Origin of the sequence: Novosphingobium rosa NBRC 15208, assembly GCF_001598555.1 — a bacterium.
Classification (GTDB): domain Bacteria; phylum Pseudomonadota; class Alphaproteobacteria; order Sphingomonadales; family Sphingomonadaceae; genus Novosphingobium; species Novosphingobium rosa.
Genome location: NZ_BCZE01000070.1, coordinates 25,495 through 37,639, shown reverse-complemented (window position 1 = coordinate 37,639; position 12,145 = coordinate 25,495). Strand labels below are relative to the sequence as shown.

Annotated in this window: 13 protein-coding genes and 1 pseudogene; 10 read left to right on the top strand and 4 right to left on the bottom strand. The window is 62.4% G+C overall.

What is annotated here, in order from left to right; translation table 11 throughout:
- Window positions 1-630: HpcH/HpaI aldolase family protein (locus SR3_RS23255; protein WP_157099063.1), on the bottom strand; the 630-nt coding region annotated here is incomplete at its 3' end.
- 220 nt (window positions 631-850) lie between these two features.
- On the opposite strand from SR3_RS23255, the gene SR3_RS23250 reads away from it, so the two are divergent.
- From SR3_RS23250 to SR3_RS23225, 6 genes are all read left to right on the top strand, one after another.
- Window positions 851-1,762, top strand: a complete 912-nt coding sequence (locus SR3_RS23250; protein WP_068091180.1) for a cupin domain-containing protein — start codon at window positions 851-853, stop codon at window positions 1,760-1,762.
- 109 nt (window positions 1,763-1,871) lie between these two features.
- Window positions 1,872-2,666 (top strand): IclR family transcriptional regulator, encoded by a 795-nt coding sequence (locus tag SR3_RS23245; protein ID WP_068091178.1) that lies wholly within the window; start codon window positions 1,872-1,874, stop codon window positions 2,664-2,666.
- Between the two features lie 110 nt (window positions 2,667-2,776).
- Window positions 2,777-3,499 (top strand): NAD(P)H-dependent oxidoreductase, encoded by a 723-nt coding sequence (locus tag SR3_RS23240; RefSeq protein ID WP_068091177.1) that lies wholly within the window; start codon window positions 2,777-2,779, stop codon window positions 3,497-3,499.
- Window positions 3,500-3,551: 52 nt separating this feature from the next.
- The gene (locus SR3_RS23235) at window positions 3,552-3,992 is read left to right on the top strand and encodes an acyl-CoA thioesterase (RefSeq protein ID WP_068091176.1); all 441 of its coding nucleotides are present in this window, start codon (window positions 3,552-3,554) and stop codon (window positions 3,990-3,992) included.
- A 39-nt stretch (window positions 3,993-4,031) separates the two neighbouring features.
- On the top strand, window positions 4,032-5,174 hold the full coding sequence (locus tag SR3_RS23230; protein ID WP_068091174.1) for an iron-containing alcohol dehydrogenase: 1,143 nt from the start codon (window positions 4,032-4,034) through the stop codon (window positions 5,172-5,174).
- Between the two features lie 407 nt (window positions 5,175-5,581).
- Window positions 5,582-6,496, top strand: a complete 915-nt coding sequence (locus tag SR3_RS23225; protein ID WP_068091173.1) for an amidohydrolase family protein — start codon at window positions 5,582-5,584, stop codon at window positions 6,494-6,496.
- Between the two features lie 168 nt (window positions 6,497-6,664).
- Here the strand turns inward: SR3_RS23225 and SR3_RS23215 are convergent, their stop codons facing one another.
- Window positions 6,665-7,138 (bottom strand): hypothetical protein, encoded by a 474-nt coding sequence (locus SR3_RS23215; protein WP_068091169.1) that lies wholly within the window; start codon window positions 7,136-7,138, stop codon window positions 6,665-6,667.
- 40 nt (window positions 7,139-7,178) lie between these two features.
- Window positions 7,179-7,489: pseudogene (locus SR3_RS30830) on the bottom strand (IS3 family transposase); the annotation flags it as partial.
- Between SR3_RS30830 and SR3_RS23205 the strand changes: the two are divergent.
- On the top strand, window positions 7,392-7,970 hold the full coding sequence (locus SR3_RS23205) for a carbohydrate porin (RefSeq protein ID WP_307563675.1): 579 nt from the start codon (window positions 7,392-7,394) through the stop codon (window positions 7,968-7,970). The pseudogene SR3_RS30830 and the gene SR3_RS23205 sit on opposite strands and share 98 nt — an antisense overlap.
- A gap of 122 nt (window positions 7,971-8,092) precedes the next feature.
- Here the strand turns inward: SR3_RS23205 and SR3_RS31570 are convergent, their stop codons facing one another.
- The gene (locus tag SR3_RS31570) at window positions 8,093-8,368 is read right to left on the bottom strand and encodes a hypothetical protein (RefSeq protein ID WP_157099062.1); all 276 of its coding nucleotides are present in this window, start codon (window positions 8,366-8,368) and stop codon (window positions 8,093-8,095) included.
- An 81-nt stretch (window positions 8,369-8,449) separates the two neighbouring features.
- Here SR3_RS31570 and SR3_RS23200 point away from each other — a divergent pair, with 81 nt between their 5' ends.
- From SR3_RS23200 to SR3_RS23190, 3 genes are all read left to right on the top strand, one after another.
- The gene (locus tag SR3_RS23200; RefSeq protein ID WP_068091165.1) at window positions 8,450-9,607 is read left to right on the top strand and encodes an amidohydrolase; all 1,158 of its coding nucleotides are present in this window, start codon (window positions 8,450-8,452) and stop codon (window positions 9,605-9,607) included.
- 35 nt (window positions 9,608-9,642) lie between these two features.
- A complete protein-coding gene (locus SR3_RS23195; RefSeq protein ID WP_068091164.1) occupies window positions 9,643-10,632 on the top strand; it encodes a threonine ammonia-lyase in 990 nt (329 codons plus the stop codon).
- Window positions 10,633-10,852: 220 nt separating this feature from the next.
- Window positions 10,853-12,139, top strand: coding sequence for an NAD(P)/FAD-dependent oxidoreductase (locus SR3_RS23190; RefSeq protein ID WP_068091163.1), 1,287 nt, complete (start codon window positions 10,853-10,855; stop codon window positions 12,137-12,139).
- Window positions 12,140-12,145 lie beyond the last annotated feature (6 nt).

Here is a 12,145-nt window from a genome sequence, read left to right as displayed (position 1 = left end):
CCCCGCCTCGGCAATCGCGCGGATTGCCTCGGCCAGACGGGGATCCTTCGGGCCATCGCAGCCGAGCGAAAGGCCCAGATCCGCCGGGCCGATGAACAGGCAGTCCACATCGTCGACAGCGGCGATCTCATCGAGCCGCTCCATCGCCGCGCGATCCTCGATCTGGCACCAGATGTTGCTCCCGGCATCGGCGCTTTGGCGATAGGCCGCGGCATCGACCTGACCATAGCTGCCCGCCCGCCCGGATGGCGAAAAGCCCCGCTTGCCGCGACCATATTTGACCGCATCGGCGATCCCCTCGGCATCGGCGCCCGAAAGCGTGTGCGGCACCAGCACACCGCTGGTCCCCATATCGAGGCAACTGTTGATGAAAGCGGGCGCATGATTGGGAATGCGCACCAGTGCAGGCAGACCGATAGCGCGCGCGGCCCCCGAGGCCACATCCAGCGTATCGATCCCGAAAGGCGCATGTTCGGCATCCAGCACGACAAAATCCATGCCGGAATGGCCGAGCACCTCGACGGTCTGCGCGGATGTCGTCTTCACAAAGGTGCCGACAAGCGGCGTACCGTTCCTCACCCTTTCGCGGAACGCAGGCCCGTGAGCGGAAACAGACCGGGGCTGTGGCATCGCAAAACTCTCCTCTCGCTTCTCGGCGCTGGCGCAAAGCGGCTTATTTTTGGAACACCGTTTCGCAGAACAATACGAATCCGAGGATCGTCTGTCAAATCCTATTGCGCAAAGATGTATCGCATGGCAATATCGTGTTCTGAATTACGAAACGACAATCGCAAAACGCCAACGTGACCCGCATGTTCCCCGCCGGATCACGTGAGAGAGGAGATCAGCGATGTACGATCAGTCCGACCCCCGTGCGGCGCTGGCCGCGGCTGCGCCATCACCGAAACCCGCCGCGACGCAATTCGCCGCAGCGGAATATGGCCGCTTCTATGATTCGCCGCCGCAGCAGGATGATGCCGCAGGTCGCAGCTGGTATTTTCGCGGCCAGAATTTCGTCCTGCATTACATGGAAGCAAAAGCGGGCGCCGTGCTGACCCGGCAGGATCAGATCGACGAATATGCGCTGATGCTGCCCGACCCCGACAGCGAGGTGGAGATCACGGCTGGCGGGGAAACCAAAGTGGTGAAGGGCGGCCAACTGGCTTTCGTGCCGCCGGGCGCCAGTGCCATCCGCGTGCTGCGCGAAGGCCGGCTGATCAGGCTGGTGACGACGCGCTCCGCCGATCTTGTCGCGCTCTGCGCCAATGAGGCCTCCTATCGCGAGGCTCATCCGAACATTCCCCCGCTCGAAAGCTGGCCCGCCCCACGCGACGGCTATCGGATCAGGGCCTATCCGCTCGATGTCGCGCCAAGCCCGGGACGTTTCGGCAGCATCTATCGCTGCACCACCATGATGATCAACATGTTGGACGCTTTCGAGGGGCCGCGCGACGCCTCCAAGCTGTCGCCGCATTTCCACGATGATTTCGAGCAATGCTCCTTCGCGCTGGAGGGCAGCTTCATGCATTACATCCGCTGGCCCTGGACCACAGACCTCCATGCATGGCGCGAGGATGACAAGGAATTCTGCGGCTCGCCTTCCGCCGCCGTGATCCCGCCGCCGGCGATCCACACCACCCGCGCCATTGGGGCAGGCACCAATCAGCTGATCGATATCTTCTGTCCGCCTCGCCTCGATTTTTCGCAAAAGCCCGGCTGGATACTCAATGCCGATGACTATCCGATGCCGGGCGAGGCATGATCCGGCCCCTGTTCTTGCCGATGTATCGGCGGGGCTGCGAAAGGGAAAATTGTGCTATCCATCCGGTTTGCCAAATCGGTGATGGCATGGAAAGGGATACGCAAGGGGAATGACGGAAGATCGATCGGGGGTAAAATCCCTCAACCTGGCGCTGGATGTCATCGAAGCGGTGGCCTCCGCGGAAGAGGATATCGGCGTCACGGAACTGGCGGTCAGGCTGGGCCTAACCAAGGCGACCGTGTTCCGCCACCTCCAGACGCTGGTGGAGCGCAACTATCTGGCGCAGAACGCCCGCACGTCGCGCTATCGGCTGGGCATTCAGTGTCAGCTGCTCGCCCAGCTTTCGAGCAACCGGATCGACCTGCGATCCGCCTCGGAGGAGGTGGCGCAATGGCTGCGCGAGGAAACCGGGCTTTCGGTGGTGGTGTCGGCGGTACGGGCGCGCAGCGTGATCGTGTTAAGCACGCTGATGGCCAAATCCGCCTTGCAGATCGGCGTGCGGCCGGGCAGCGAATTGTCCTTGCACAGTTCGGCGCAGGGCCGGGCGGCGCTTGCTTTCGGGGCGCCTTCGCTCATGACCTATGCCCGCCGGCAAAAGGTCGAGCAGAACACCCCCTATACGATCATGGATTGGAACGAGCTGGACGCCAAGATCGCCCAGGTCCGCCTGACAGGATGGGCCGATGCGCCAGAGGAGCTGGCACTTGGGCTCAATGCCGTCGCCGCGCCGGTCTATGATGAAAGTGGCGATTGCGTCGGCACGATTGCCGTTGTGGGCCTGATCCAGAATCTCCCGCGCGCGGTCGATCCCGATGTGGCCGAGGCGCTGCTTGCCGCGGCCCAGCGCGTTTCGGCCAATCTGGGCCATGTCAAAACAGAGAAGGCCACCGCGATCAACGCATGAGCCGACTCACCGGAAGGACGCATCGTGGTGACAAGGTTGCGCGCACCGCTCGCTTGCGGGGCTGACGGGCCTGTCCCCGCCACGATCGTCTGGCAACAGGAGAAACAGCCATGAAGCTGCTGATCGTTTATGCCCATCCCTCGCCCACCTCCTTTAACGCCGCCCTGCGTGATGCTGCGGCGCAGGAGGCGGTCGCGCTTGGGCATGAGGTGCAGATTTCCGACCTCTATGCCTCGGGCTTTGGCGCGGTGGGCGGCCCGCAGGACTTTCTGGTTCTGGAAACGCCCGGGCAGTTCCATTACCAATCCGAACAGCGCGCCGCCGCGCTCAAGGATGGCTTCTCGCGCGAGATCGCGCAGGAACAGGAGAAGCTGCGCTGGGCCGATTGTCTGATGCTGCAATTCCCGATCTGGTGGGGCGGCCCACCGGCCATTCTGAAAGGCTGGATCGACCGCGTCTGCGCCTATGGCGTAACCTATGCGGATGGCACGCGCTTTGCCACGGGCCTGTTCCAGGGCCGCCGCAGCCTTCTGAGCGTGACGACGGGAGGAAGCGCCCGCCGCTTCTCCGACGAGGGCGAATATGGCGCCATGGAAACGGTGCTCTGGCCCATACAGCAGCTGTTTCTGGGCTATCTGGGCTATGAGCTGAACGCGCCTCTGGTCTGCTACAGCGCGCCCCGCATCGACGCGGCAGCGCGGGACGAGCAGATCGCCACTCTGCGGGCGCGCATCCGCAGCCTGCTCCACGATCCGATCGAGAGTACACCCTTGCCCTCTCCCCGCCAGTTGCTGGACTCGATCGGCGATCGCAGCTGGACATCGCAGGTCTGACCTGCGGGCCTATGGGCTCAACCAGGCGCCCCCATCACCGGAGATCACCGCCATGACAACAAGCAAGGGATCGACGCGCGATGCCTTCAAGGCCTTCGTGTCCTTGACGACCCGATGGATGGACAATGACGTTTATGGCCATGTCAACAACGTCGTCTATTATTCCTTCTTCGACACGGCGGTGAATCAGCTTCTCGTCAAGGCAGATCTGCTCGATGTGGAGAAAAGCGCGGAGATCGGCCTGGTTGTCGAAACCGGCTGCCGCTATTTTGCACCGGTGGCCTTTCCCTCTGCGATCGAAATCGGGCTGAGGGTTGCCCATATCGGCACCTCCAGCGTCCGTTATGAACTTGGCCTCTTCACGCAAGGGAGCGAATTTTCGACAGCAGAAGGCCATTTCGTCCATGTCTATGTGGCACGCGACACACGCAAATCCTGCCCGATCCCCGAAAAGATCCGCAGCTTCCTCAAGCAACTGACGGCGGAAGGCTGACAGGGCAACCCGGCTTCTCCATGATGGAGGGACTGCACCATGCGATTTGATTTCCATTATGGCCCCACCTTGCGGATGGGCGCGGGCAGCGCCTGCGATCTGGCGGAGATGCTGCCCCATCGCCGCATGCTGATCGTCACCGATCCGGGTGTGCGCCGGGCCGGATTGCTCGACGCGCCGCTGGCGGCCCTTGTGGCGGCAGGCAGGGAGGTGACCATCTTCGATGCTGTCGAAGCCGATCCCTCTCGCGAAACCGTGTTGAGCGCGGTTTCCACCGCCATGGAGGCCGCGGCCGAATGCGTGATCGGCTTTGGCGGCGGCAGCCCGATGGATGTGGCCAAGCTGGTCGCCTATCTCGCCCGGTCCGGGGATTCGCTCGATCGGATCTGGGGTGTTGGCCTCGCCACCGACATGCGCCTGCCTCTGGCACTGGTCCCGACGACAGCGGGCACCGGCTCGGAAGCAACGCCGGTCACGATTGTCACCGTTGCCGGAGGCGAAAAGCGCGGTGTCAGCAGCCGTCAGCTCTTGCCGGACTGGGCCGTGCTGGATCCCGAGCTGACTGTCGGCCTGCCACGATCGGCCACGGCGGCCACCGGAATCGATGCCATGGTGCATGCGATAGAGGCCTATACATCGGCCATCCTGAAAAATCCGCTGTCGGACATGCTCGCGCGGCAGGCCCTGCTCCTGCTCTCCACCCATCTGCTCACCGCCTGCGAGGAGCCCGGCAACATCACGGCCCGCGAGGCCATGCTGCTGGGCGCCCATCTGGCGGGCGTGGCTTTTGCGAACGCACCGGTGGGCGGGGTTCATGCCCTGGCCTATCCTCTTGGCGGGCATTTCCATGTCCCCCACGGCCTTTCGAACGCCCTGATGCTGACCCATGTTCTGACCTTCAACATGCCGGGCGCCAGGGCGCTTTATGCTGAGCTTGGCGTTTTGCTCGATCCCGCCCTTGCCGGATTGGGAGAGCAGGCCAAGGCGCAAGGGCTGATCGCCAGCCTGGAGCGCCTGATCGAGGGAAGCGGACTGGTGATGGGCCTGTCCTCGGTCGGCGTACGACGGGACCAGCTGGATCTCCTGTCCGATGAGGCGATGAAGCAACAGCGCCTGCTCAAGAACAATCCTGTCGCGATCACCCGGGAGGATGCCTATCGTCTTTATGAGGCCGCGCTTTAGACGATCGCCTCAGCAGCCCTGAAAACCGGGTCAAGACACGGCCCTGAAGCCCCTTGCCTGCCCCCGCCAACGCAGCAGGGGACAGGTTGTCCGTATGCACAAGCGATACGTTGTTTCAATTTTTTACGCAGAACTCATGATGGCTGTTGATTGTCTGTGTTTCGTATGGCAAACCATCGTATCGACTAACGATACGATAAACAGCCGCAACCTCGGACTGAATGGGAGAATGCGCATGGATTCCAAAGCGTTTGGCCAGACTTGCGCAGGCGCAATCGCCTGACGCGGCGCCCCACCCTCTGGTCATTGGCAAAAGGCGAAATTTCAAAAAACCAAGGTGCTGACAGACACGCAGGATTGCTCTCAACACCCTAAAAACCATCAAGATTTTCAGGAAAGGATTTGCCATGGCAAACTACGATGGACCGATTTACGATGCCCATGCCCATCTCATCTCGGACAATCTGGAAAAGTACCCGCGCTCCAAGCCCTTCGTGGAAGGCGATGCCGAAGCCAGCTTCTTCGGCCCCGGCATGATCGGCCGCCCCGGCGGGATGCATGGCCCCAACCCGAACAATGTGAAACCCACCGCCGAGCAGTTGCATGGCTGGATGGCCGAGCAGAATGTCGTGGGCATTGCCGCGGTCCAGAAGGGGCTCGTCTACGGCACCGACAACAGCTACATCGTCGATGCTGCGGATCTTTTCCCAGGCAAGATGCGCGCGGTCATCATCGTCGATCCGCAGGCTCCCGAAACGCCGCAGATGATCCGCGACGGCGCCGAGCGCGGCATCGTCGGCATCCGCTTCTTTGGCGTTGGCGTCAAGGATCGCAGCGTCTGGCTGAGTTCCCCCTCGGCACTTGAGGCCTGGACTCTGGCGAATGATCTGGGCCTGTTCGTTGATATCGAAGCACCGGCCCATGGTTCTTACGAACTGATCCCCGTTGTCGAGCAGATGGCCGACCGTTTCCCAACCTTACGGATCGTTCTCGATCACCTCTTCCTTCCCGATGTTCAAGCCAAACACTTCGGTATTGATCACCGCTTCAATGGATTCCGGAGCCGCTATAACATCACTTATAAATTTACGTCTCTCAACATGGATTTTATCCGCGAAAAGGGGATTGCCCCGGAGGCGGTGTTGAAACGCGCCGTCGATTTCTATGGCGCGGACAAGATCATGTGGGGATCGGACATCGGCACCTCCTCGGGAACCTATGCGGAAATGATCGCCCGAGCGAAAGATGCCACCGTCCTGCTCAATGAAGAGGAACGCCGCAAGGTGCTTCATGACACGGGCCGCAGGGTCTGCATCGGCTGAAGAGGATAAGGTCGGGACACGATACCCAAGCCAGACCCTCCTCGGGATCGCGGCGCTCTTCGGCGCCGTGGTCATCGAGCAGAAGGAGAACGCGCTGAGCACACGGTATCGGCAGCAGTCCATAATGCTTATAGGCTACAACTCCAGAATCCATTCCCACAGCCCCTTCTAACGCACATCGAGATCACAAGAAGGCTGTACAACCGCAACCCCGCCCTCGTTAACCAGTCTTATCGCCTCAAGCTTGAAGTTGCGGTTGAACTTCCTCTGTTTCATCGATGCTATCCGGGCGATGGAACACTTTGTCTTGGTGTCCATCAATCCGGCAACGGCCAGAGGTGCGTCAAGCGCTCTCAGGCTGGTTTCAAGTTTGCCTCGAATGTCATCGAACGAGAGATCCCAGGGATCCTTGCCTTGTGCGGCGAGCCACTTCCCGCCAATGCCCGCGACCACGGACAGGACGCCAAGGGTTGTCCCCACCCCGAGGATGAGCGACGATTTGAGGAGGGACGCGCCGAGGAACGAGACCACCTTGCCACCGCCCAGCCAGCTCAATATGGTCTTTTGGGATTTGGCGAGCGATTGGTCGGCCTGCTTAAGCGGCGCGGATGCGCTGGTCAGCAGGGCAACATATTTTCGCAAGAGCCTAGCCCGCTCCTCTGCCGCCGGCGAGAGTTCGCCATCGAGCTTCCCTCAGCTTTGCCTTCACCCTGCGCTTGGGCGTCTTGTTGCGCAACTGGAGCCCCAACTCATTGTAAATCCTATGAACCCGTTTCATGTTGATCGCCCAGCCTTCACGGCCAAGAAGGACATGTACCCGGCGATAGCCATAGCGAACGCGGGTCTCACAGATCTCCCGGATGCGGGCTTCCAGTTGAAGTACGTGGCCTGGCTGATGCCCGCCTTGCGACAGATATCCGCAACCGGCACGCCGTCGGCACCCTGCTTGAGAATTAACGCTTTCTGGGCGTCCGAAAATTGGGATGCTTTCATCGCTCTTGGCTCCTCCCAGCCAGGGAGATTACCGCGAAAACTCCAATCACGAATGGTTCAGTTTTCGGGGATCAGATCACTCAGGATCCGCACCGGCGGCGCCTATAATTTTTCACGCTATATGGATCTGGACGGAGAGGGCACGCCGGGGCGTGGCCTGTATCTGGGGCTGACCTTCAACGCGGCGCGCAGCAGCGTGAACAACATCAGCCGCTATTACGAGGCCCGCGCCTATATGCGAGGGCCCATTCCTGGCCGTCCGGACGATATGTTGTCGCTGGTTGCTGCCATGAACGGCTACAGCGCCGCAGCACGCGCCGCGAATGCCACCCCCGGCTTTTACCCTTATGCGAATACCCAAACCTATACCATCAGCTATGATTTTCGGGTGTTGCATGGTCTTTTTATGCAACCTGGCCTCAGCGCAATTTCCCATCCAGTTTACGATCAAAGGATTGGGACGACTGTGAATGGCTACTGAATGTCACTCTATTACTTTAAGTTTCGAAAATTCAGTCATATTAAATCTTTTTAACGAATTCAAAGAATATCATAAACGTGCGACTTTCGTCTTCAAATTCGACTCTTTCAATCCGCGGATGTTCAGACTTTCGATGCCCCCCCAATAGCGTACAATATTTTAGATTCTCTAAAAATCTGCCATTTAGCGATGCCGACCTGGTCGTCGAAAGCGGCTCTTTGTTCATCTGGTACTCCAGAACTGCCCCCTCCAGCGAAAGCGTCGCGGATCACCGCGCCCTTCTCCAAACCACGTCCGCCAGATCGCTCTGGGATCGCGAGTTGCTTTTGAAAGATCCTGCGGCCTCGCTGCCAATGGCGGCAGATGGTGCCAAATTTATCCAGCTTACGAAATTTCATACCGCCCACTCCCCACTATCTCTCTGGCAGCGGTCGCATACAGCTTGCGCCACCGCCTGATCAGAAAGCAGGGAGAGCGGGATGACTTGCTCTATTCAAACCATCATCTCCGACGCAATAGTAATCCGCCGCGACATTCACGCGCATCCCGAACTCGCCTATCAGGAGCATCGAACGGCGGCGCTCGTCGCAGATGCCCTGAACGCGCTGAGCATGGAGGTTCAGACCGGTATCGGCGGCACCGGTGTCGTGGGCACACTGCGTCGCGGCACCTCGTCGCGCAGCATCGGCCTGCGCGCCGACATGGACGCCCTGCCCTTTCAGGAAGAAGGCTGCTCTGCCCACGCCAGCACGGCCCCCGGCATTTTCCATGGCTGCGGCCATGACGGGCATACGGCCATGCTGCTGGGGGCGGCACGGCATCTGGCCACACAGGGGCACTTCGATGGCATCGTGCATTTCATCTTCCAGCCAGCGGAAGAAGGCCTCGGCGGCGCAAAGGCGATGATCGAGGACGGCCTGTTCGATCGCTATCCCTGCGATGCCGTCTTCGCGCTTCACAACTGGCCCGACCTGCCTGCGGGAACGATCCACACAAAACCGGGCCCGATCATGGCGGCGGGCGACAAGTTCGAGATCGTCATCACCGGCAAGGGCGGCCATGCGGCCCAGCCCCATCACACACCCGATGCGATCCTGACGGCGGCGTCGGTCATCACCCAGCTCAACACGATCGTCTCCCGCCGCGTGCCGCCCACGGAGCTGGCGGTGCTGTCCGTCACCAAGATGGAGGGCGGCCAGACTCACAGCGTCATGCCCGCACAGGTCAGGCTGACCGGCACCGTGCGCAGCTTCAATCCCGCGGTGCAGGACATCATCGAGGGCGCGATGCGCGAGATCGCCGCCGGAACCGCGACAGCCACCGGCACCGCGATCGAGGTGATCTACACCCGCTATTACCCCGCAACCATCAACGATCCGCAGGCGGCTCAAGCGGCCCTCGCCGCGGCCAGACTGGTCACGCCCGATGTGGCGGAGGCCCCTCACCCGGCCTTCACCTCGGAGGATTTCGCCTTCATGCTGCAACGCTGCCCCGGCGCCTATATCTGGCTGGGACAGGGCGAGGGGCAATCGCCGCCACCGCTGCACAACCCCTTCTATGATTTCAACGATGCCGTCATCGGCACGGGGATCGGCTGGTTCTCCGCTCTGGCAAGCACGCTTCTGCCTGCCGAATGACATCCCTCTCCCATCATCCGAAAGAACCCTATCCCATGTCAAAGCTGGCCATCACCGTCGACGACATCCGCAGCGCCGCCACGCAGATCGGGGGCGCCGCCGTCTACACGCCGCTTCTGGAGAACGCCGCGTTGAACAGGCTGGCCGGTCGCCGCGTGCTGATCAAGTTCGAAGGGGCCCAGCACACTGGCTCCTTCAAGTTTCGCGGCGCCTACAACCGCCTCAGCCGTATCGCGCCGCAAGACCGGGCCGCAGGGGTGGTGGCATGGTCATCGGGCAACCATGCGCAAGGTGTCGCCGCGGCCGCGCGCCTGCTGGGCATGCCCGCCGCCATCGTGATGCCCGCCGACGCGCCCCGCATCAAGATCGAGAACACCCGCGCCCTGGGCGCGCAGATCGTCCCCTATGACCGGTTGACGCAATCGCGCGAGGAGATCGCCACAGCGCTGGCGCAGGAGCGCGGCGCGGTGCTGGTCCCCTCTTTCGACGATCCCTTCATCATCGCGGGTCAGGGCACGGTCGGGCTGGAAATCCTCGATCAGGCGCGGGCGACGGGTGCCGCGATCAGTCAGCTCGTCTGCACCTGCGGCGGGGGTGGACTGATCGCCGGGATCGCCACGGCCATCAAGGCCACAGCGCCCACGATCGCCATCTATGCGGCGGAACCGGCAGCTTTCGACGATACCGCACGTTCGCTGGTCTCGGGCCAGCGGGAGAAGGTTGCGGCAGGCGCCAGCTCGATCTGCGATGCCCTGCTCGCGCCCAGTCCGGGCGCGCTGACCTTCCCGATCAACCACGCCCTGCTCTCGGGCGGCCTGTCGGTAACCGACGACGAGGTGCGCGCCGCGATGCGCTTTGCCTTCGAAACGCTGAAGCTGGTCGCCGAGCCGGGCGGATCGGTCGCGCTGGCCGCGCTGCTGCACGGCAAGGTGCCGCATGACGATGCCCCGCTGGCGCTGGTCATCTCGGGCGCCAATGTCGATCCGGCAGATTATGCCGCGATCCTGCAGGGGAGCGCCGCCTAGGGGCACGCCAAGGCATGTTCGACTGGAATGGCGTGTCAGAAAAGGTGATTTCGCTCGATGACGCCTCAAATGCGGATTCATATTCCACAGCCAGCCGATAGAGTGCCAGATCTCGACGCGGGGCGGTGACCATGCAGCACATCTTTGTTGCCAACCCGGACCGGAAACAGGTGGAACCGCCCTCGCCTGCGGCCCGCCATTTCATGCAAGGCATTGCGCTATGACCAAGCCCAGCCCCATCTCCTACTGGCTCGCCAGCGCACCGGACTTCACCGGCGGCGCGAAGGGTTCGCCCGAGGGACGGGTGGATGTCGCCATCATCGGCGGCGGCCTGACCGGACTTTCCGCCGCTCTGGCCCTGCGGCAGCGCGGCGCCAGCGTCACCCTGCTGGAGGCCGGCAAGGTGGTGGGCGAGGCCTCCGGGCGCAACGGCGGCCATTGCAACGCAGGCACGCATCAGGATCATGGCGCGCTTGTCGCCTCGCTGGGCGAGGAACGCGCCTCCGCCTTCTATCGCGCGCATTGCGACGCGGTCGATACGGTCGAGCGCATCGTGAGGGAGCAGGGGATCGACTGCGCCTTTCGCCGCTGCGGGCGCCTGAAACTGGCCGCCAAGCCGCAGCATTTCGAAAAGATGATGCGGGCGCATAATCTGCTGCATCCCAGGGTCGATCCCGATATCGACCTGCTCTCGGCCAGCGATCTCGAGCGTGAGATCGGCACCCATGGCTATCACGGCGGTCTGCTGCAGAAGACCAGCGCGCAATTGCATGTCGGCCAGTTCGGCGTCGGCCTGGCCGAGGCCGCCGCGCGCGCGGGCGCAAAAATCTTCGAGAACTGCACCGTGCTGGGCGCGCAGCGCTCGGGCAGCGGCTGGGCGCTGCGCACCACAGGCGGCACCGTCCATGCCTCGCAGGTGCTGATGGCCACGGGCGGCGCCCCGGCGCAGAGCGATTTCCGCTGGTTCCAGCGCCGCCTGGTCGGCATCGGCGCCTTCATCGTCGCCACCAGCCCGCTCGACCCTGCCCTGATCGACCGGCTGCTGCCGCAGCGGCGCAACTATGTCACCAGCCGCGTCATGGGCAATTTCTTCCGCCTGTCGCCCGACAACCGCCTCATCTTCGGCGGGCGGGCACGCTTCGCCATCTCGAACGCCAAATCGGACGCCAAGAGCGGTGTGATCCTGGTCGACACGATGCGCCGCATGTTTCCCGAACTGGCCGATGTGGGCGTCGACCATGTGTGGGGCGGCATGGTCGACATGACCGCCGACCGCCTGCCCCGCGCCGGGCAGCATGAGGGGCTGTACTATGCCGTGGGCTACAGCGGGCATGGCGTGCAGATGGCGGTGCATATGGGCCAGAAGATGGCCGACTATATGGGCGGCGACACCAGGGCCAACCCATGGGAAGACCTCGGCTGGCCGGCCATTCCCGGCCATCTGGGCAAGCCATGGTTCCTGCCCGCCGTGGGCCTCTGGTACAAATTTCAGGACGCGATCCACTGAGCCAAG

Bases quoted from the DNA above. Each gene is read 5' to 3' on its own strand.
- SR3_RS23250 (WP_068091180.1), top strand. From the start codon at position 851: ATGTACGATCAGTCCGACCCCCGTGCGGCGCTGGCCGCGGCTGCGCCA.
- SR3_RS23245 (WP_068091178.1), top strand. From the start codon at position 1,872: ATGACGGAAGATCGATCGGGGGTAAAATCCCTCAACCTGGCGCTGGAT.
- SR3_RS23240 (WP_068091177.1), top strand. From the start codon at position 2,777: ATGAAGCTGCTGATCGTTTATGCCCATCCCTCGCCCACCTCCTTTAAC.
- SR3_RS23235 (WP_068091176.1), top strand. From the start codon at position 3,552: ATGACAACAAGCAAGGGATCGACGCGCGATGCCTTCAAGGCCTTCGTG.
- SR3_RS23230 (WP_068091174.1), top strand. From the start codon at position 4,032: ATGCGATTTGATTTCCATTATGGCCCCACCTTGCGGATGGGCGCGGGC.
- SR3_RS23225 (WP_068091173.1), top strand. From the start codon at position 5,582: ATGGCAAACTACGATGGACCGATTTACGATGCCCATGCCCATCTCATC.
- SR3_RS23205 (WP_307563675.1), top strand. From the start codon at position 7,392: ATGCCCGCCTTGCGACAGATATCCGCAACCGGCACGCCGTCGGCACCC.
- SR3_RS31570 (WP_157099062.1), bottom strand. From the start codon at position 8,368: ATGAAATTTCGTAAGCTGGATAAATTTGGCACCATCTGCCGCCATTGG.
- SR3_RS23200 (WP_068091165.1), top strand. From the start codon at position 8,450: ATGACTTGCTCTATTCAAACCATCATCTCCGACGCAATAGTAATCCGC.
- SR3_RS23195 (WP_068091164.1), top strand. From the start codon at position 9,643: ATGTCAAAGCTGGCCATCACCGTCGACGACATCCGCAGCGCCGCCACG.
- SR3_RS23190 (WP_068091163.1), top strand. From the start codon at position 10,853: ATGACCAAGCCCAGCCCCATCTCCTACTGGCTCGCCAGCGCACCGGAC.